Origin of the sequence: Larsenimonas rhizosphaerae (assembly GCF_026240105.1) — a bacterium.
Taxonomy (GTDB): Bacteria; Pseudomonadota; Gammaproteobacteria; order Pseudomonadales; family Halomonadaceae; genus Larsenimonas; species Larsenimonas rhizosphaerae.
In genome coordinates this window covers 1,356,558-1,375,150 of the sequence record NZ_JAPIVE010000001.1, presented here as the reverse complement: position 1 = coordinate 1,375,150, position 18,593 = coordinate 1,356,558, and the positions used below count along the sequence as shown (strand labels likewise).

The window sequence follows — 18,593 nt, the reverse complement described above, 5'->3', positions numbered from 1 at the left end:
TAAGGGCAGCTTACTGTGTGAAGGCAGCAGGGGGCAATAACACAGGGCGAGTCAGGCCCGTTTCCAGGCCTGACCGGTGAGATGCGGGATCGAATCAGTAGCGCTGCTCGGAAACCAGCTCGCCACGCAGGGAGTTGGGATAGGCCGTGGTGATGGTGACATCCACAAAGTAGCCGATCATGTCGATCGGGTTGGCAGCCTTGAAGTTGACGACTCGATTGTTCTCGGTGCGTCCTGACAGCTCACTCGGGTCCTTGGGCGAAAATCCGGTGACCAGAATGCGTTCGACCCTGCCGACCATTCGGCGTGAGATCTGCATGGATTGCTCGTTGATCCGTGCCTGCAGCAGCGCCAGACGCTGCTTCTTCACGTCTTCAGGGGTCGTGTCCTCGAGGTCCGATGCGGGTGTGCCGGGGCGTTTCGAGTACACAAAGCTGAAGGACATGTCGAATCCGATCTGTTCGATCAGTGCCATGGTGTCCTGAAAGTCCTGCTCGGTTTCACCGGGAAAACCGATGATGAAATCCGACGAAAAGCTGATGTCCGGGCGCAGGGCACGAATACGTTCCATCTTGGCAATGTATTCCTCACGGGTGTGGCCGCGCTTCATGGCTTTCAGAATCGGGTCGGCCCCGGATTGCACCGGCAGGTGAAGGTGGCTGACCAGTTCAGGAATCTCGCCATAGGCCTCGATCAGGCTGTCGGAAAATTCGACCGGATGTGAGGTGGTAAAGCGAATGCGGTCAATTCCCTCGACCGCAGCCACACAGGCAATCAGCTCGGCCAGGTCGATTTCCTCGTCCTGCTGGTTCAGCCCGCGATAGGCGTTGACATTTTGCCCCAGCAGGTTGATTTCACGTACACCCTGGTCTGCCAGATGAATGACATCCTTCATGACACTTTCAAACGGCCGCGAGATTTCCTCGCCCCGGGTATAGGGCACCACGCAGAAACTGCAGTATTTTGAACAGCCCTCCATGATGGATAGAAAGGCCGTGGCCCCATCGGAACTGGGTTTGGGCAGGTGATCGAACTTTTCAATCTCGGGGAAGGTCACGTCAACGACCGAGATGCGCTTGCCTTCCTGGCTATTGAGCATGTCGGGGATGCGGTGCAGCGTTTGCGGACCGAACACCATGTCGACATGAGGGGCGCGCTGTTGAATGTTGCTGCCTTCCTGGCTGGCGACACAGCCGCCTACGCCAATTACCAGGTCAGGGTTTTTGGCCTTGAGCTTTTTCCACCGGCCCAGCTGATGAAATACCTTGTCCTGTGCCTTTTCACGAATCGAGCAGGTGTTAAGCAGCACCACGTCGGCTTCGTTTTCATCGTGGGTCAGTTCCATCTGGTGCGATTCACCGAGCAGATCTGCCATACGGGCAGAGTCGTACTCGTTCATCTGGCAGCCGTGGGTCTTGATGAAGAGTTTCTTCGTCATGTCAAAAGCCGTTTTATCGCAGGCACCAGGGCCTGTCATGAGTGATGAACCAGTAACGTCGAAGCATCGCTGCGGTGATGTCAACATCCGCGCGGTGGCAGAGAGGTGGGCAGTGCACGGTCGGGTGTGAGCGGGCCGATGCGGCCATGATGATGCGTTCTGGTCGTTTGGGCAGCATTATACGGCGCGTGAGTGCGCTCGACCAGTGGGGCAGGTGCAGGGCCAGGGCTCTGTGGTAGACTCGCAAAATTGTATCATTAACCCGGATTTTTTTCGTGGAGGAAGCAGGCTCGCATGCCAGTCAAAGCAATGTATCGGGTGATTTTTCATCAGCAGGGTGAAGTCTGGGAGCTGTATGCCCGCGAAATTTATCAAAGCGAGCTATGGGGCTTTCTGGAAGTTGAAGGCATCGTGTTCGGGGAAGCATCCTCGGTGGTGGTCGACCCGGCCGTCGAGAAGCTGCGCAAGGCCTTCGAAGGCGTGCAACGCAGTTATATTCCCTTGAACATGGTTGTCCGCATTGACGAAGTAGAGCGCGAGGGCGAGGCGCGAGCCGTCAAGGCAACAGGAAATGTGTCTCCCTTTCCAACGCCTCCTCACTGGGGAGGGAGGGAAGACTGATAAATGACGTTTTGATGTCAGTCTGGTTAAAAATTGATCAATCTGTGCTCGCGGCAGGTCATTCGGCCCTCCGCCGATGCAGGGTTGGCTGTTGTCCAAAATGTTATCCACAGATTGTGTGGATGAAACGCCGGTTCCTGGGGCGTTTGATAACAGCGCAGGAACGCACTGATGTTTCACCGGGATGCTGAGCCGCGATTGGATGGCAGTATCCTCATAGCCACAAGATGATGTGAATATGTCCAGAATCAAATACTTGGTGATCGGTGCGCTGGCCTGCACCGTGGCAGGAGTTGCTCAGGCCGACCAGACCCGCTGGGTCAGTGATCATTTATCAACCTATGTGCGCAGCGGGCCCACGGATGAGTATCGGATCGTGGGTACCGTGGCATCCGGCGACAGGGTCACGCTGCTGGCGACCGATGGAGACTACAGTCGTATTCGTAGCCAGGGCGGCGATACGGTGTGGATAAAGAGCGCCGATCTTCAGGAGCAGGAAAGCGTGGCCGAGCAGGTGCCTGCGCTCAAGGCCAGGGCCGATGAGCTGCAATCACGCCTGTCGTCCATCAATGAAACCTGGGAAAAAAAGGTGGCCGGCTCGACGGAGCTGCTCAATGCCCGTCAGCAGCGCATTGCCGAACTTGAGCAGCACACCGCCAGCCTCAACAAGCAGCTGAGTCAGGCGCAATCGCAGTCCCGGACCTACAAGGCTCGCCTTGACAGTGAAAAGGACGACCTGCTGATGCGCTATTTTGTATATGGCGGCAGTGTGGCAGGGGCCGGCCTGCTGCTGGGGTTGATCGTTCCACACCTGCCAAGACGGCGCAAAAAGCGCGACCGCTGGTTCTAGCATCCATGAATGCGCATTGAGTGAAGGAGAACGCTGGTGGCGAATGAAGCCTGGCTGGCCAGGTGGCAAAACGGGCGGATCGGTTTCAACCAGTCCCGCCCTCATCCCGGGCTTGTGGAGCACTGGGCAACACTGGCGTTGCCTCCGCGTACCAGAGTGCTGGTTCCGCTGTGCGGTAAAAGCGTGGATATGCGCTGGCTGGCAAGACATGGTCACCCGGTGACCGGTGTGGAGCTGGCCTATCAGGCGCTGGAGCAATTCACTGCCGATAGTGCCGAAGGCGTCGAACGCATTCAGCGTGACGGCTTCAAGGGGCTGCGCCAGGGCTGTATCGAGTTGCTGTGTGGCGACTTCTTTCATTTTCATCGCGGGCACAGCGATGTGGCACGGGCATTCTATGATCGGGCGGCGCTGATTGCCCTGCCGCCGGCCAGGCGCCAGCGATATGCCTTTCATCTGGCCCAGCTGTTGCCTCCCGGTGCAGCCGGGCTGCTGATCACCCTTGAAAAGCCACCCGCAACACAGCTTTCAGGCCCGCCTTATCATGTGACGCCTGAAGAGGTGGGTGCTCTGTTTGACGGCAACTTCGAGCGTACCCTGCTTGAGGAGTTCGAACCGGCGGAAGATGAGCGCGAATCGGTCTGGATGCTGGTCCGCAAGGGCCCCCTGGAAGAAGAGGTCAGGGTGCAGCGGTGACAACAGCGCTATACGCGACCGACATACTCCAGAGCATACCGGCATTAGACGAATGAAGGGGGGCACCGTAAGGTGGCGTTTTCCCTGAATTCGAGTGGTTATCTGACATGAGCGTTGCCTTTCGTTGCGAGAAGGATCTACTGGGCAGTCTGGAGGTTCCCGGGGATGCCTATTACGGTATACAGACACTGCGGGCGGTAGATAATTTTCGCCTGACCGGCGTGCCCCTGTCACATTATCCAAAATTCGTGATCGCACTGGCCATGGTCAAGCAGGCCGCCGCCGATGCCAACCATCAGCTGGGCTACCTGAACGATGAAAAGCATCAGGCCATTACCGGCGCCTGCCGCAAGGTCATTGATGGCGAGTTTCATGATCAGTTTGTAGTGGACATGATTCAGGGCGGCGCCGGTACGTCGACCAACATGAACGCCAATGAGGTCATCGCCAATATCGGTCTGGAACTGATGGGGCACGCTCGCGGTGAATACCACTACCTGCACCCCAACAATGACGTCAATATGGCCCAGTCCACCAACGACGCCTATCCTACGGCCATTCGCGTGGGGCTGCTGCTGGGACATCACTACCTGCTGGACAGCCTTGATAACCTGGCTGGTGCCCTCACTGACAAGGGCAATGAGTTCTCCCATGTGCTCAAGATGGGGCGGACCCAGCTGCAGGATGCGGTGCCCATGACACTGGGCCAGGAATTTCATGCGTTTGCCAATACCCTGAAGGAAGACCTTCAGCACCTGAATCGCATGGCCCCGGAACTGCTGGTCGAGGTCAATCTTGGCGGCACCGCAATTGGTACCGGTATCAATTCCGATCCCGAGTATCAGCGCATTGCCGTTGCCCGGCTTGCGGAAATCAGCGGCATGCCGCTGCGTCCGGCGCTTGATCTGGTCGAGGCCACTTCCGACATGGGCGCCTTTGTACTGATCTCCGGCATGCTCAAGCGGCTGGCGGTCAAGCTCTCCAAGATCTGTAATGACCTTCGGCTGCTGTCCAGCGGGCCACGTACCGGCTTCAACGAAATCAATCTTCCACCACGACAGCCGGGCAGTTCCATCATGCCGGGCAAGGTGAATCCAGTCATTCCCGAAGCTGTCAATCAGGTAGCCTTTGATATCATCGGCAATGATCTGGCCGTGACCATGGCAGCCGAAGGAGGCCAGTTGCAGCTTAACGTCATGGAGCCGCTGATTGCCTACCGGACCTTTGACTCCGTACGTCTGCTGACGCGTGCCATGACCATGCTGGAAGAGCACTGCATCAAAGGCATCACCGCCAATGAAGAGCGCTGCCTGGAACTGGTCGAAAACTCGATCGGGCTGATTACCGCCCTGAATCCCTGGATCGGCTATGACAACGCCACGCGCATTGCCCGCGAAGCTCTGACCAGCGGCCGTGGCGTACTGGAACTGGTTCGAGAGGAAAAACTGCTGGATGACGATACCCTGACCGACATCCTGCGTCCTGCCAACATGATTGCCCCGCGGTTGAAACCGCTGAGAGGCTGACATCGGAGATATCATGACCCAGCCCGTTCATGTGCTGTATACCGGCGGCACCATCGGCATGCAGCCCGGTCCGCGAGGATTGGCCCCGGCCGCCGGGCTTGATTTGCTGGCCCGGGATGTCCAGCAGCAATCGCCAGCGCTGAAGGAGGTGCCAGAGTGGGAGTTCACTTCGCTTTCGCCCTTGATCGACAGCGCCAACATGACACCGTTGCAGTGGATCAATATTGCCAGGGCAACCAGAGAGGCCGTGGAAAAAGGCGCTTCCGGGGTCGTGATTCTTCACGGTACCGATACGCTGGCCTTTTCGGCAGCAGCACTTCGCTTCTGGCTGATGGATGTGAGCGTGCCGGTCATCATTACCGGGGCCATGTTGCCTGCCGGGGCACCAGACAGTGATGCCTGGGAGAACTTCTTCGGTAGCCTGACGGCGATTGCCGATGCTGCCCCTGGCGTGGGGCTTTACTTCCATGGGACGCTGCTGCCCGCCACGCGCACCCGCAAGGTGCGTAGCCATGGCCGTCATGCCTTCCAGGCAGTGGCGGGTGACAGTGGGCCCGCCACTGCGCCGGCAGATCGCTTCAACTTCGATATGCCCGACAAGGCGCAACAAGTGGGTATCGTGCCGCTTTACCCGGGATTTGACGCCAGTATCCTGACGGCACTGATTGATAGTGGCCGCTATGGGGGAGTGGTGCTGGAGTGTTTTGGCAGCGGCACGGGCCCCGGGGACGACCCCGCGTTCATGGCCGCACTCGAACGTGCCCGTCAGGCGGGTATATTGCTGGTGGCGGTCAGTCAGTGTCTGGAAGGCGGAATCATGCTGGATATTTATGAAGCCGGTCAGCAGCTGAGAGCTGCCGGCGTGATCTCCGGTGGTGACATGACCCGCGAGACGGCGTTGGCAAAGCTTCACTTCCTGCTTCACCAGGCTTCCCTTGACGAGACCCGTCGTCGTCAGTTGATGGAGACAAACCTGTGTGGCGAGCTGTCACCTGCGTGATGGCGCGGGGCCTTGGGGCCCCGTGCCACGGGCCTGTTTTCTTTCCGGCCTAAAGCCCGAGCGCCGAGGACGTTTCCCGGCGGGGATCGGCACCTCCGTAAAAATGGTCATTGTCGATGACAATCGACTGACTCGCCCCCATGGCGGGTTTCACCTTGACCGTGTGACCCATCTGTTCGAGCAGTCGGATCGTATCCGGGCTGATGCCGGCTTCGATGCGAAGCTCCTCCGGCAGCCACTGATCGTGAATACGTGGAGCGCTGACGGCGGATTGAATATTCATGCCATGATCAATGACATTCATGATCACCTGCAGCGTGGTGGTAATGATACGTGAACCGCCCGGACTGCCTGTAATCAGGAAGTTGTTGCCTTCATGCTTGACGATGGTGGGAGACATGGATGACAGCATCCGCTTGTTCGGGGCGATGGCATTGGCTTCGCCGCCGATCAGGCCATAGGCGTTCGGTACGCCTGGTTTTGATGAAAAGTCATCCATTTCATTGTTGAGCAGAAACCCTGCGCCATCAACGACCATGCCGGATCCATAGCTGAAGTTGAGGGTATAGGTGTTTGAGACGGCCAGCCCCTGGTCATCAGCCACGGAAAAATGCGTGGTTTCATTGGATTCATAACGGCTGACAGGCCCCGGGCCAATGTCGCTGGAGGGGGTGGCATGATCCATGTTGAAGGTCTTGCGAAGGGCGCTTGCATAGGCTTTTGATGTCAGGGCAGCCACCGGCACATCGACAAAGTCACTGTCCCCCAGGTACTGAGACCTGTCAGCGTAGGCCCGTTTCATGGCTTCGCTCATCAAGTGGATCGTTGCGGCGGAATTGGGGCCCAGCGCGTGAATGTCATCCCCTTCCAGCATGTTGAGGATTTCGACGATATGCACGCCCCCGGAAGAGGGGGGCGACATTGAATAAATGTCGTATCCGCGATAGGTACCGTGTGCCGGCTCCCGTAGTGCCGGCTGATAGGCAGCCAGGTCCTTCAGTGTCATGATACCGCCGTGGCGTTTGATCTGATCAATGATCAACTGTGCCGTTTTGCCGGTATAAAATTCCTGTGGCCCATGGGCGGCAATGCGTTTCAGCGTGGCGGCCAGTTCTGGCTGTTTGAAGCGTTCGCCGGCCTGATAGGTACTTCCATCCGGTTTGAAAAACACCTTGCGGCTGGACGGCCATTTCTCGAGGCGCTCACGCGCATCGGTTACTCCCTTTTCGAATCGCTCGGGCACAATGAAGCCATCCTCGGCCAGGGCAATGGCCGGGGCGAGGGCCTGCGCCAGGGTGAGCGTGCCGTAGGTATCCAGTGCCATTGCAAGGCCTGCCACGGTGCCAGGTACGCCGGAAGCATTGGCCGAGAAGCGGGAACGCTCCTGCACTACATTGCCGTCTTCATCCTGAAACATGGTGCGATACGCACCGCCAGGTGCCTTTTCACGGTAGTCGATGGCGATGACCCGGCCGCTTTTTTCATCCGATATCAGCATGAACCCGCCGCCACCAATATTTCCGGAGCGTGGCTGAGTGACCGCCAGAGCAAAGCCGGCTGTCACGGCGGCATCGACCGCGTTGCCACCATTGTCCAGTACATCCCGCCCGATACGGCTGGCCAGATAATGGCTGGTCGCAACCATGCCATGAGTACCTTCAGCAGGATGAAAACGCTCACCTTCGATGATAGGGGCTGAATCGTTCTGAGCTGCCGTGGCCGGAAAGGATAATGTGCATGCCAGGGCCATTGCCGCAGTGTGCACGCCGTAAGTGGATAGCCATGTTGGCATGAGCAGGTTCCTTGACGTCCTGTTATTGAAATCCCGCGTACCCGGGGGGCCGAGGGTGAATTTTCAGAGTAGCACTTTCGTATCACCGGGGGGCCTTGCCCGGCTCAAAACCAGCTATAGTCGAAGGTGTACTTCCCCTTTCAAGGACGAGAAACATGCCGGATCAAGCACCATGGCCTCGCAAGGCCGAAATTGTCAGGGACCAGCGCGGTGAAACGCCGGAAGGCGAAGCGGTCTACATGTATGAGTTGCGCGGGGTGGTACCCGAAGAAGGGCTTTTATTGAGTGAACATGAAAGTGAAGCCGAAGCACTTGATGCCAAGCGTCGCTACGAAAGCGAAGAGCAATAGGCACGAAGTGCCCGCTGCCCTGCAGTGATCTGCGTTTTATTGCATTGCCGTCCTTCGGGGCGGCTTTGTTATACTGGATATCTTCGTTTTTGAACCCGCAAGGAGACGCCTGTGTCTGCATGCCGTATCGCGCCATCCATTCTGTCCGCCGATTTTGCGCGGCTTGGCCAGGATGTCGAGGATGTGCTGGCCAGTGGGGCCGACATGATCCACTTCGATGTGATGGATAATCACTATGTTCCGAACCTGAGTTTTGGCGCTCCCATTTGTCATGCATTGCGTCATTACGGAATCGATGCCTTCATCGACGTGCATTTGATGGTGTCACCGGTTGACCGCTTGATCGGTGATTTTCTGGATGCGGGTGCCAACATGATTACCTTCCACCCCGAGGCCAGTGAGCACATCGACCGCTCCCTGCAACTGATTCGTGATGGTGGTGCCAAAGCGGGTCTGGTGTTCAATCCGGCCACTCCCTTGCACTGGCTGGATTACGTGATGGACAAGGTTGATATGGTGCTGCTGATGAGTGTCAATCCAGGCTTTGGTGGCCAGTCCTTCATACCGGGGACACTGGACAAGATTCGCGATGCCCGCCGACGCATCGATGAAAGTGGCCGTGATATCTGGCTTGAGGTTGATGGTGGCGTCAAGGCCGACAACATTGCCGATATCGCGGCGGCCGGAGCGGATACCTTCGTGGCCGGTTCTGCCATCTTCAAGCATCGTCGTGATGAAGACCCCCACGGTTACGACAGCGTGATCGATACACTGAAGCGCAATGCACGCCGAAACTGAGCAACCGGTCTGGCATCTTTACATGCTGTGGACAGGCCGTGGTGCCCTGTATACCGGTATCAGTACTGATGTTGCACGTCGATTTCGGCAGCACGTCAGCGGACGCGGTGCAAGATCATTACGCGGAAAGGGGCCGTTGACGCTGGCATATCAGGAAGTGGTTGGCAGCCAGGGCGAGGCGCTCAGGCTTGAAGCCCGGATCAAGAAACTGTCTCCCAGTGCCAAGCGAGCGTGGCTGGCGGAGCGGCTCAACGACCAGGCCCTGAGCCCTGGAAGGGAAGCTGAAACCGGGCATGATGCCGGCAGATGAGCTGACGATCGTCGACCTGCATGGTATTATCTGCCCTGCGCTGCGTGCCTGAATCGCGTAGCGCCAAAAGTAGATAAAGTGCCGTAGAGTACTTGATGAGGACGCCACACGGGATATCCCGAGTGGCGTTTTTTTTGAAGAAACAGACGGGAGGGCGGATGAAGATTGCAGTACTGGGAGCAGGTGCCGTGGGCTGTTTTTTTGGCGGACTGCTGGCCGAGCAGGGACAGTCCGTTATCTTGATTACCCGGCCGGCGCACGCTGAGGCCATCACGTCACAGGGGCTTGGTATTCATGAAGGAGAGCGCACCCGCTTCATTCATGCCGTGAAGGCTACTACAGACAGTTCGGCTCTGGCGGACGCCGGGTTGGTGCTGTGCTGCGTGAAAGCCGATCAGGTCGTTCAGGCGGCCGAGGCAATCAGGACGTATACCCATCACGGCGTGCCGGTACTGGCTCTTCAAAATGGCCTGACCAGTGCAGACCATCTGGCGAACCGGTTACCTGATCATCAAGTATGGCCGGTACTTGTTTACGCAGCCATCGGGATGAAGGCGGCCGGTATCGTGGCACACCGGGGGGGGCATACCCTGTGTCTTGATCAGCGAGCGCGGGCCACATCCTGGCATCCGTCACTGGTTGGTGAGCTGATCGCCCTGGATCACAGCGATGACATGACCGCTGCGCGCTGGCGCAAGCTCATCGTCAACTGTGTGCTGAATGCGTTATCTGCCGTGGCGCAAAAATCCTATGGCGAGTTGATGCAGGTGCCGTCGATGATGGATGTGATGGACGCCCTGTTCTATGAGTGCGCTGCCGTGGCAGCCGCCTGTGAGGTGGCCATCGACCCGGGGCTAAGGGACGATATTCTGCATATTGTACGCACCATGCCTGAACAGTATTCCTCCACGGCGCAGGATATTGCGCGAGGGCGGGTGACTGAAATCGAGGAATTCAATGGGTTCATCATGCAAAAAGGGCGTGAGCATCAGGTGCCCACCCCCGTCAATACGACGCTTTATACGTTGACCAAGGCGATTGAGGTGCCTTGATCAGTGCAGTTTCATGCGCGGTCGAATCCAGCTGTTGAGGGCATCAACCAGCATGGTCAGGCCTGCTCTGGCCGTGCCGTGCACTGCGCGCTGGTGCATGCGATAAAGCGAGACATAAAACAGTTTCGCCAGTTTCCCTTCCACAAACAGGCCCCTGGAAGAAGAGCTGCGCATCAGATTGCCGACAGCATCGAAATGAGCCAGTGATATCAATGAGCCAAGATCCCGATAGTTGAAGTCCTTGAGGGGCTTGTTCTCCATTGCGGCCAGGATGTTCCTGAACAGCAGGTTGGCCTGCTGATGGGCCGCCTGGGCTCGAGGTGGAACAAACTTGTCTCCTGGCTGGGGGCAGGCTGCGCAGTCACCAAAGGCAAAGATGTTGGCGTCATCCACGCTTTGCATATTCTGATGTACCAGCACCTGATGATTCGGTCGGGTACTCAGCCCCAGCTCGGATAGAAAGGCCGGGGCCCTGACTCCTGCTGCCCAGACGGAAAGGTCTGCCTCGATGCGCTTGCCGTCTCCGGTTTCAAAACCATGTTCATCGGCCTGGGTTACCCGGGTATCCACGTGCAGCTGAACGCCGAGTCGGTCAAGCTGACGATGCACTGGCTGGCTTATGCGCTCGGGCAGGGCCGGCAGCACGCGTGGGGCAGCTTCAATCAAATGAATCTTGAGCTTGTGCCGGTCCACGCGGGTGACGCCATAGCTGTTGAGCATGTCGGTGGCATCAAGCAGTTCGGCCGAGAGTTCCACGCCGGTTGCCCCGGCCCCCACGATGGCCAGCGTAAGTGGTGTCTGTTGGTCATCGTTTTGATGATTATGGCGCAGGAACGTGTTCAGCAGCGCCTTGCGAAACTGTTCGGCCTGCAGGGTACTGTCCAGAAAGTAGCAGTTGTCGCTGACACCGGGGGTGCCGAAATCGTTCGAGACGCTGCCCAGGGAAAGTACCAGGTAGTCATAATCCAGCGTACGCTGTGGCAGGATTTCATGGCCGTCTTCATCTGCGATGGCGGCCAGATGGATGCGGCGGGCTTCCCGATCAAGGCCGGTCATGGTGCCACGCTGAAACCGATAGCCATTGTGGCGGGAGTGGCCCTGATAGGACACTTCATCAAGCCCGGAGTCCAGTTTTCCGGTAGCCACTTCGTGCAGTAATGGTTTCCAGACGTGCGTCTGATCCCGGTCGACCAGCACGATATCGGCTTTCTTTTTCTTGCCAAGTTTCTTGCCCAGACGTGTGACCAGCTCAAGGCCGCCGGCACCGCCGCCTACAATTACAATACGAGGAGCATTCATGATGTTTTCCTGTCAGGGGCCTCGAGGGAGTACCTTACCCTGCTTCAATTAGCCCTTGTGAATTCAAGTTGCTGTCAGCAATGGAAAAAATGGAGTTCCAAGAATACTCTTACTGATGGCGCCATGACATACCGAAGCAGGCTGATGGCACAATCAGCCAGTACATGAACATACAGACAGGGGAGTAGCACATGCACGAGGTACTGGAGGGCATTACGTTGATTGCCTATGACCTGGACGGCACGCTGATCGATTCTGTCCCGGATCTGACGTTTGCGCTTCAGGAGACCATGAGCGAACGCCACCTGCCGGTCCCCCGGGAAGAGGCCGTGCGTCAGTGGGTTGGCAACGGATCGCTGGTACTGGTCGAGCGTGCGTTGGGGGCGGCCAGTGATCAAGGGTTGATGGCACCACCGGACAAGGCGCTGGTCGATGCACTCCATGAGCGGTTTCTGCATCATTATGGCCGTTACGCCTGCCGTGCTACCCGGGTCTATCCGGGGGTACATGAGTGCCTTGCTGCCCAGAAGGCTCGTAACCTGACGCAGGTGCTGGTGACCAACAAGCCATCGCGCTTCATTGCGCCGCTGCTCGAAGGGCTGCAGCTGGGCGGCTACTTTACCCTGTTGATCGGGGGAGACTCCCTGCTTCGCAAAAAGCCCGATCCGCTACCGCTTTTACATGTGATGGAGCAGGTCGGGGCACGGCCGGGTCAGACCCTGATGGTCGGGGATTCAGTGCATGACGTTCGTGCCGGGCAGTCAGCAGGGTGCCGTACACTGGGCGTGCCCTATGGCTATAATCACGGCCAGCCGATCGCTGACGCCGGCCCGGATGTGATTGTTGAATCACTGATTGAACTCGTTTAGGGTAAATTTCCCCGCGCCGGGGCCTTTTTTCAATGAAGATCAGGATATTGCCATGCCCATATTCGAAACGCCGGACGCCTGCAGATGCAATGCGGCGGGCTGGCGAGGATAACGAGCGCCCTGTTTTCGGCCTGATTCCCGGGCCTTCGCTTCCTGTTATTCATGCGCCTGACGCGCTTGCCGAGACCCCCCATGACACCTGAACGCTTTAATGAACTGGCTGATGCCGGTTATACCCGTATTCCTGTTTCACGTCGTATTCTGGCCGACCTTGATACGCCGCTGTCTACCTATCTCAAGCTGGCCAACGCGCCATGGAGCTTTTTACTCGAATCCGTACAGGGGGGTGAAAAGTGGGGCCGCTACTCTATTATCGGGCTGCCTTGCCGCGAGCGAATTGAAGTTCGTGGCTTTACCATCCGTCATTTCATGGATGGTGAGGATGCCGGTGCTACACAGGTAACGGACCCGCTGGCCTGGATCGATCAGTACCGGCAGCGATTCAAGGTGCCGGAAGAAGATACGTTGCGCTTTACCGGTGGACTGGTCGGGTACTTCGGTTACGACACCATTCGTTATATCGAGCCACGCCTGCAGGGCGTTGAGAAGCCGGACCCCATCGATGTGCCGGATATTCTGCTGATGGTGGCCGAGGAAGTCGTGGTATTCGACAACCTTTCAGGCCAGCTGACACTGGTTGTGCATGCGGATCCATCTCGAGAGGAGGCCCTGCGCGGCGCTTATCAGCGTCTTGATGTGCTGGAAGCCCAACTGCGGGCCACCATGCTGTCGGCATCCAGTCCGGGCTCCGGTCGCGACGATATTGGCGAGAATGATTTCTTTGCGAGCTTCTCGGAAGAGGGCTACAAGGACGCCGTTCGTCGCATCAAGGAATACACCCTGGCCGGCGATGTCATGCAGTGTGTACCTTCCCAGCGCATGTCGATTCCCTTTTCGGCTCCGCCGCTGGATTTGTACCGGGCGTTGCGTTACCTGAACCCGTCCCCCTACATGTTTTTCTTCAACCTGGACGATCACCACGTCGTGGGCGCATCGCCCGAGATCCTTGCGCGGCTCGAGGGTGACGAGATTACGCTTCGCCCCATCGCCGGAACGCGTCATCGTGGCGCCACCGCGGAAGAAGACCTGGCCCTTGAAGCTGAACTGCTGGCCGATCCGAAGGAGCGTGCCGAGCACTTGATGCTGATCGATCTGGGCCGTAACGATGTTGGCCGGATCAGTCAGCCGGGAACCGTCGAGTTGACCGATAACATGAGCATCGAGCGGTATTCGCATGTCATGCATATCGTGTCCAATGTGGTGGGGCGCATAAAGCCGTCGCTGGGGCCGATGGATGTTCTGCGAGCCACCTTCCCGGCAGGCACCCTGTCCGGCGCGCCCAAGATCCGGGCGCTGGAGGTCATTGACGAAATCGAGCCGGTCAAGCGGGGAATCTATTCGGGGGCGGTAGGGTATCTGTCCTGGTCCGGCAACATGGACATGTCGATTGCCATCCGTACTGCCGTCATCAAGCGGGGCGAACTGCACGTGCAGGCGGGCGGTGGCATCGTGGCTGATTCCGACCCGGACGACGAATGGCAGGAAACCCTCAATAAGCGGCGTGCCATGTTCAAGGCGGTCGCAATGGCTGAAAAAGGGCTCGATAATCTGGACTGATCTTATAAGGCCCGCCGCATGATGCGGGCCTTGACATGGTTCTGCGGGCAACACACTATGCATTGTATGATGATCACGACAACTACACTCGTTTCGCGCCTCGGCGCCTGGTGGCCTCGCTAGAAGACAGGCGGCCAGCGTGTGTTTGTGTGATCGACGATGCCGCCGCTAGGGCGGCATTTTTGTGTCTTCCCCTGGCGCGGTCGGCGGATGGTTTGATACGCAAGGAGTAGTACATCATGTCTGTACTGATGATCGATAATTACGACAGCTTTACCTACAACATCGTGCAGTATCTGGGGGAGCTGGGTGCCGAAGTCGAAACCCTCCGCAACGATGCCGTCACGCTTGAAGACATTGCCGGAAAATCATTTACGCACCTGATCGTGTCGCCGGGCCCGTGCACGCCGAACGAGGCGGGCATTTCCATGGCATTGATACGCGAATATGCCGGCCGGTTGCCCATACTGGGTGTTTGCCTGGGCCATCAGGCCATTGGTCAGGTTTATGGCGGTCAGGTCGTGCGTGCACCGCAGGTCATGCATGGCAAGACCTCGCTGGTGCATCATGAAGGCGTGGGGGTCTTCCAGGGGCTTGAAAACCCGCTGGAGGTGACCCGGTATCATTCGCTGGTAGTCGATCGTGACAGCCTGCCGGACTGCCTGGAGATCACGGCCCTTACCGGTGATGATGATGTCACGCCCGGGCTCGTCATGGGGCTGCGCCATCGGACCCTTGATATCGAAGGAGTCCAGTTTCACCCGGAATCCATCCTGACGCGTCAGGGCCATCAGCTACTGGCGAACTTTCTCGAACGAGGCGAATGTCCGATCACCACGCGGGCAGTCGCCTGAGCCGCCGGCGCACACGCCTCACTCAGGTTGAAACAACTACAGGAAGGATTGTCGTGGAACTGAAAGAAGCCATCACTCGTGTCACACGGGGCGAGCACCTTGCGCTAAAGGAAATGCGTGAGGTCATGCATCAAATGATGAGTGGCCAGGCCGACCCGGTTCAAATGGGCGGGTTCTTGATCGGTCTTGCCATGAAGGGGGAGACCGTCGACGAAATCACGGCGGCTGTTGAGGTCATGCGTGAGCTGATGACGCCCGTCCGGGTTCAGGCTGACAATGTGGTCGATATCGTAGGGACCGGCGGCGACGGTGCGGGGTTGTTCAATGTGTCTACAGCCTCGTGCTTTGCAGCCGCAGCAGCAGGCGCGCATGTGGCCAAGCATGGCGGGCGCAGCGTTTCCAGCAGCTCCGGCAGCGCTGACCTGCTGGTGCGGGCCGGCGTCACGCTGGATCTGACTCCGGCGCAGATCGGTCGCTGTATCGAAGATGTTGGTGTCGGGTTCATGTTTGCGCCGAATCACCATACGGCCATGCGTCACGCGGTGCCGGTGCGCCAGTCGCTCGGGGTCCGGACGATGTTCAATATTCTCGGGCCATTGACCAATCCAAGCGGTGCACAGCAACAGGTGATCGGTGTTTATGATGCCTCGCTGATCGAGCCCTTTGCAGAGGTGCTTCGTCGCATCGGCAGTACCCATGCCCTGGTCGTTCATGCCGAGGATGGGCTGGATGAGTTGTCGATTGCCGGAGTAACCCATGTCGCGGAGCTGAAGGACGGGGAGATCACGACCTATACCCTGACACCGGAAGACGTCGGGCTGTCGCGCAGCTCACTGGAGACGCTCAAGGTGTCCAATGCCGAAGAAAGTCTGGCGATGGTGAAGACGGCGTTGAAAGGTGATGGTCCTGCTGCAGATATGGTGGCCTATAATGCAGGGGCTGCCATTTACGTGTCAGGTATTGCCTCCTCGATCAAGGAGGGCGTGGCCATGGCCCAGGATGCCCTGTATACCGGCCTGGCAGCAGAGCGTTTGCGCGAGTTGTCCCATTTCACGTCTGTTTTTGCAGGAGTGGCAGATGAGTGAGTTGCCCACCATTCTGGCCCGTATCATCGCGCGCAAGCGCGAAGAAGTCATCGAGCGTCAGGCCATTGCACCACTGAACGCCCTCAAGGCCCGGGTCAAGCAGGCTCCGATGCCCCGCGGATTCATCAAGGCACTTGAGCGTACCATGCTGGCCGGGGACCCGGCGGTGATTGCCGAAGTCAAGAAGGCTTCTCCGTCCAGAGGTGTTATTCGCGAGGATTTCAGGCCGGCTGATATTGCACGGGAATATGAAGAGGCCGGTGCCAGCTGCCTGTCGGTATTGACCGATGTCGACTTTTTTCAGGGCTGTGATGAATACCTGATGGCAGCCCGCGATGCCTGTGCACTGCCGGTGCTTCGCAAGGACTTTGTGATTGATCCCTATCAGGTGCTCGAGGCCCGGGCACTGGGCGCGGATTGTATTCTGCTGATTGCGGCTGCTCTGGATGATGACGCGCTCAAGGCCCTTCATGATCAGGCCCGCAACCTGGATATGGATGTGCTGGTGGAAGTGCATGATGCCCTCGAACTCAATCGTGCACTGGCGCTGGATCTGACTCTCGTGGGAATCAACAACCGTGACCTGCATACGTTTGAAACATCGCTTGATACCACGTTCAGTCTATTGCCGATGATTCCCGATGGTGTGACCGTCATCACGGAATCAGGCATTGCCACCCGCGACGATGTGCACCGTATGCAGGCGCATGACGTCAATGGCTTTCTGGTTGGTGAAAGCTTCATGCGTGATCCGGATGCGGGCGCTGCGCTGCGTCGACTCTTCTTCTGATATCCTGCCCCGGGAGATGTCGGTGGCCGTCATGGAACGGCCACCGCCCCATCAGTTCTCGAGTGCCCGGGTGAAGCGATCAAAACGCAATGGGTCATCACTGATGACGCTGGTGACACCAATGTCCCACCAGTCATTGAACCTGTCGGGGTCGTTCACGGTGTAGCAGACCAGTGCCATGCCGCCTTCGATGATTTCCCGCGCCCTCGCTTCGTTCATGTAGCGCCAGTCGACGTGGATGCTCTCCGGTTCCAGCCGTTCCGCGTCCCAGAGCCAGTCTCTGGGTATTTCCTCGCTAAACAGAATCCCCAGGGGGGCCTTTTTATCCCGCTGGCGTATCTCATCAAGCACGTCGTTTGAAAAGCTCGACAGCAGCAGGCGCTCTCGCGGTAACCCGCCGTTCAGAATCGGAAGCACCGCATCAATCAGTGGGGACGGCTCGTCCCGATGATCCAGTTTGAACTCCAGATTGAGTCCCAGTCCGCGCTCGGCAATGACATCCAGCGCTTCCTTGAGCGTGGCCATGCGCTCGCCTTCAAAGCGCGGATCGAACCAGCGTCCTACATCAAGTTGTCTGGCCTCGGCAAGGGTCAGCTCCTTGAGCCGGCCCTTGCCATCACTGCACCGTCGGACGTGGGTGTCATGCCAGATGACCGGCGTGCCATCGCCCAGGCACTGTACATCGAGTTCGACCCAGGCAATGCCTGCATCCGCGGCTGCATGCAGTGCAGACAGAGTGTTTTCAGGTGCTCGGGCGCTGTATCCCCGATGGCCGATAAATTGTGGAAGTGCCATGTTGAATCTGTCCTGCGGTAGAAAATAGCGGTGAAGCTCACCGGGTAAAAAGTATAGCGTGTTGCAGGTACCTGCCAGCGGTGCATGCTGTTTTACTGCGCGATCGACGCTGGCTGTGCTAGGCTCCGCGGTGAAATCGTATGCATCAAATACGGGCGTGTTCAGTAATAAAGAGTCTCCGCATGAGAGTGGCCGAAATCAAGGACAAGGCGCAGCGTGACAGCTGCGTGGCGCTGATGTGCGCCGAAGTATATGGCAAGCAGGCCGGCCTCAAGCCGCTGGTTGTATTTACCGGGGCCCTGGCTGCCCTGATAGATAACGATGCGGCCCGAGTGGTGGCCCTGCTTGATGCCCGTCAGAAGGTCTTGAGTACTGCGCTTCTGGTACTGGATATCGAAGGCGAAGGGTTGGAGCTGAAGCTGATGGTAACCCCTGAACACGTGCGCGGACAGGGATATGGGCGTGAGCTGGTGGAGCGGCTGACGGCCACGACCAGTCTTCGGGTGGAAACCCGCGACCCACGTCTGGAGCAGTTTTTCCATGCGCTGGGGTTCAACAAGTGGTTTTACGCGGATACCGGCAGCCGGGTCGGGTTCAACCAGCTGGCGCGAGTGACCTCCCTTCATGAGGCACCGGAAACCGTCAGCTTTGATGAAGACGTCATTCTTCGAAGCTTCAAGCACAAGTCGGAGCTGTTTGAAGAATGGAAAAACCGCTTCACCACGGCCCTTGCCGAAGCGCCATCCCTCAGCGCCGGCTGACATGCCCCACCCCCTGATCCTGCAGGGGGT

General features: G+C 58.1%; 19 protein-coding genes. 15 read left to right on the top strand and 4 right to left on the bottom strand.

Annotated features, from left to right (window positions below; all coding sequences use genetic code 11):
- Positions 1-94 precede the first annotated feature (94 nt).
- Positions 95-1,438 (bottom strand): tRNA (N6-isopentenyl adenosine(37)-C2)-methylthiotransferase MiaB, encoded by a 1,344-nt coding sequence (gene miaB, locus OQ287_RS06395; RefSeq protein WP_250937864.1) that lies wholly within the window; start codon positions 1,436-1,438, stop codon positions 95-97.
- 294 nt (positions 1,439-1,732) lie between these two features.
- On the opposite strand from miaB, the gene OQ287_RS06390 reads away from it, so the two are divergent.
- The 5 genes from OQ287_RS06390 to OQ287_RS06370 all read left to right on the top strand — a co-directional run bounded on the left by OQ287_RS06390 (position 1,733) and on the right by OQ287_RS06370 (position 6,131).
- Positions 1,733-2,059 (top strand): DUF1820 family protein, encoded by a 327-nt coding sequence (locus tag OQ287_RS06390; RefSeq protein ID WP_250937861.1) that lies wholly within the window; start codon positions 1,733-1,735, stop codon positions 2,057-2,059.
- A gap of 238 nt (positions 2,060-2,297) precedes the next feature.
- Positions 2,298-2,909 (top strand): TIGR04211 family SH3 domain-containing protein, encoded by a 612-nt coding sequence (locus OQ287_RS06385; protein WP_250937858.1) that lies wholly within the window; start codon positions 2,298-2,300, stop codon positions 2,907-2,909.
- Positions 2,910-2,945: 36 nt separating this feature from the next.
- Entirely contained in the window at positions 2,946-3,605 is a 660-nt protein-coding gene (locus OQ287_RS06380) for a class I SAM-dependent methyltransferase (RefSeq protein WP_250937856.1), read from the top strand.
- A 107-nt stretch (positions 3,606-3,712) separates the two neighbouring features.
- Positions 3,713-5,131, top strand: coding sequence for an aspartate ammonia-lyase (gene aspA / locus OQ287_RS06375; protein ID WP_265895863.1), 1,419 nt, complete (start codon positions 3,713-3,715; stop codon positions 5,129-5,131).
- A gap of 13 nt (positions 5,132-5,144) precedes the next feature.
- Entirely contained in the window at positions 5,145-6,131 is a 987-nt protein-coding gene (locus OQ287_RS06370) for an asparaginase (protein WP_265895862.1), read from the top strand.
- 49 nt (positions 6,132-6,180) lie between these two features.
- On the opposite strand, the gene ggt is transcribed toward OQ287_RS06370, so the two are convergent.
- Entirely contained in the window at positions 6,181-7,923 is a 1,743-nt protein-coding gene (gene ggt / locus OQ287_RS06365; RefSeq protein ID WP_407658234.1) for a gamma-glutamyltransferase, read from the bottom strand.
- Between the two features lie 155 nt (positions 7,924-8,078).
- On the opposite strand from ggt, the gene OQ287_RS06360 reads away from it, so the two are divergent.
- From OQ287_RS06360 to OQ287_RS06345, 4 genes are all read left to right on the top strand, one after another.
- The gene (locus OQ287_RS06360; protein WP_250937849.1) at positions 8,079-8,273 is read left to right on the top strand and encodes a hypothetical protein; all 195 of its coding nucleotides are present in this window, start codon (positions 8,079-8,081) and stop codon (positions 8,271-8,273) included.
- A 111-nt stretch (positions 8,274-8,384) separates the two neighbouring features.
- Positions 8,385-9,071 carry a ribulose-phosphate 3-epimerase gene (gene rpe, locus OQ287_RS06355; protein ID WP_250937846.1) on the top strand — a complete coding sequence of 229 codons (687 nt, stop codon included), beginning with the start codon at positions 8,385-8,387 and terminating at the stop codon, positions 9,069-9,071.
- On the top strand, positions 9,055-9,381 hold the full coding sequence (locus tag OQ287_RS06350) for a GIY-YIG nuclease family protein (RefSeq protein WP_265895861.1): 327 nt from the start codon (positions 9,055-9,057) through the stop codon (positions 9,379-9,381). The genes rpe and OQ287_RS06350 overlap by 17 nt, the downstream gene beginning before the upstream one ends.
- A gap of 158 nt (positions 9,382-9,539) precedes the next feature.
- Complete coding sequence (locus tag OQ287_RS06345; protein ID WP_250937841.1) at positions 9,540-10,433, top strand: ketopantoate reductase family protein; 894 nt, start codon at positions 9,540-9,542, stop codon at positions 10,431-10,433.
- Here the strand turns inward: OQ287_RS06345 and OQ287_RS06340 are convergent, their stop codons facing one another.
- The gene (locus tag OQ287_RS06340) at positions 10,434-11,732 is read right to left on the bottom strand and encodes an NAD(P)/FAD-dependent oxidoreductase (protein WP_250937840.1); all 1,299 of its coding nucleotides are present in this window, start codon (positions 11,730-11,732) and stop codon (positions 10,434-10,436) included.
- Positions 11,733-11,923: 191 nt separating this feature from the next.
- Between OQ287_RS06340 and OQ287_RS06335 the strand changes: the two genes are divergently transcribed.
- From OQ287_RS06335 to trpC, 5 genes are all read left to right on the top strand, one after another.
- Entirely contained in the window at positions 11,924-12,601 is a 678-nt protein-coding gene (locus OQ287_RS06335) for a phosphoglycolate phosphatase (protein ID WP_265895860.1), read from the top strand.
- 192 nt (positions 12,602-12,793) lie between these two features.
- Complete coding sequence (gene trpE, locus OQ287_RS06330; RefSeq protein ID WP_250937838.1) at positions 12,794-14,278, top strand: anthranilate synthase component I; 1,485 nt, start codon at positions 12,794-12,796, stop codon at positions 14,276-14,278.
- Positions 14,279-14,517: 239 nt separating this feature from the next.
- The gene (locus OQ287_RS06325) at positions 14,518-15,132 is read left to right on the top strand and encodes an anthranilate synthase component II (protein WP_250937837.1); all 615 of its coding nucleotides are present in this window, start codon (positions 14,518-14,520) and stop codon (positions 15,130-15,132) included.
- Between the two features lie 53 nt (positions 15,133-15,185).
- Complete coding sequence (trpD, locus tag OQ287_RS06320) at positions 15,186-16,217, top strand: anthranilate phosphoribosyltransferase (protein ID WP_265895859.1); 1,032 nt, start codon at positions 15,186-15,188, stop codon at positions 16,215-16,217.
- A complete protein-coding gene (gene trpC / locus OQ287_RS06315) occupies positions 16,210-17,007 on the top strand; it encodes an indole-3-glycerol phosphate synthase TrpC (protein ID WP_250937834.1) in 798 nt (265 codons plus the stop codon). Before trpD ends, trpC begins: the two co-directional genes overlap by 8 nt.
- A 51-nt stretch (positions 17,008-17,058) precedes the next feature.
- On the opposite strand, the gene OQ287_RS06310 is transcribed toward trpC, so the two are convergent.
- Positions 17,059-17,802 carry a glycerophosphodiester phosphodiesterase family protein gene (locus tag OQ287_RS06310; protein ID WP_265895858.1) on the bottom strand — a complete coding sequence of 248 codons (744 nt, stop codon included), beginning with the start codon at positions 17,800-17,802 and terminating at the stop codon, positions 17,059-17,061.
- A 182-nt stretch (positions 17,803-17,984) separates the two neighbouring features.
- On the opposite strand from OQ287_RS06310, the gene OQ287_RS06305 reads away from it, so the two are divergent.
- Complete coding sequence (locus OQ287_RS06305; RefSeq protein ID WP_250937829.1) at positions 17,985-18,563, top strand: GNAT family N-acetyltransferase; 579 nt, start codon at positions 17,985-17,987, stop codon at positions 18,561-18,563.
- The last annotated feature ends 30 nt before the right edge of the window (positions 18,564-18,593 follow it).